Genomic DNA, 1,079 nt, shown 5'->3' on the forward strand with positions numbered 1-1,079 from the left:
GTTGCACCTGTTTCTACTGCTACTACTAAATCTAATCGTAAAAAACGTTCTGAGAAGGAGACGGTACAGGCTGATACTTCTACTTTAGAAACAATAGTTAGTAGCCCAGAACCTAAGAAGAGGCAATCTCGGAAAAAGAAGGAATCTCCTGTGGCAGTTACGGAAGCTACACAGAACGTCCAAGAAATGACGCAGGATTCTCAAACTTCTATGACTGAGGTAGCAGAGGTACAAACTCAGCCTAAGAAGAGACAAACGCGCAAGAAGAAGGAAGCTGTTGTAGTAACGGAAATGATACAGGATACTCAGAAAATGACACAGAATATACCCAGTTCTGTTACGGAGACAGCAGAAGCACAAACCCAACCCAAGAAGAGACAAACTCGCTCTAAGAAGGATGCTACTGTAGTTTCAGAGGAAATGCCACAAGATACATCTAGTTCTGAGACTGTAGCGGTGTCTTTAACAACTGAGCCATCTACCGTTGAAGCAGTTCCTAAGAAAAATGGGCGTAGAAGTGTTGGACAACGCAAGCCACAACGAGATAAGGTTGGAGAGTAGTTACAAAATTTACAGTCTTTTGCTCAATAGAGTGATGAATTGATTTAGAGCTTTTTGGGTTGTTTTGTACGCAGAGGATTGTTTACCCAATTTTAGTTCCTGTAACACTTGGTCGCGTAAAACTTCAAGTTCTGTCATGTTGGGCGGTGTTGGTATATGTGTTTCAGCGATGTCAGGTTGTTGATCTTGATTCTTATCTCCCCGTGTAATACACGGGGATGGGTCTTCTTCTTCCCATGTATTACTTGGTAGGTTGTTGCTTTTCGCCATTTCTTCTAAATAATCTGCTCTTGTTATTCCTAAGCATTCAGCAGCTATGCCCAATGCTTTCCATGTGTCATCAGTCAGTCTCAGTGAGCGTACTTGACGGTAATCATCGTTTTTGAGGGCAAATTTCCCTTGGATATCCCGTTTCAGCATAAACTTTACCATGTAATACACAGTTAGGTTAACAAATTTTTACCGTGTATTACATGGAAAAATGAATTTTCTACTCTCACTATTTTTGCGAAGCATAA

At 41.1% G+C, this 1,079-nt stretch carries 1 protein-coding gene and 1 pseudogene; one reads left to right on the forward strand and one right to left on the reverse strand.

The features are described 5' to 3' along the window. A pseudogene (locus A0J48_RS26615) lies at positions 1 to 561 on the forward strand (hypothetical protein); the annotation flags it as partial. A gap of 9 nt (positions 562 to 570) precedes the next feature. Here the strand turns inward: A0J48_RS26615 and A0J48_RS26620 are convergent. Continuing rightward, a complete protein-coding gene (locus A0J48_RS26620) occupies positions 571 to 981 on the reverse strand; it encodes a hypothetical protein (RefSeq protein WP_200327569.1) in 411 nt (136 codons plus the stop codon). Positions 982 to 1,079: the final 98 nt, after the last annotated feature.

This window comes from Sphaerospermopsis aphanizomenoides BCCUSP55 (assembly GCF_001586785.1).
GTDB lineage: Bacteria > Cyanobacteriota > Cyanobacteriia > Cyanobacteriales > Nostocaceae > Sphaerospermopsis_A > Sphaerospermopsis_A aphanizomenoides_A.

Excerpts from the sequence above, each read along its gene's own strand:
- A0J48_RS26620 (WP_200327569.1), bottom strand. The coding sequence starts at position 981 with ATGCTGAAACGGGATATCCAAGGGAAATTTGCCCTCAAAAACGATGAT.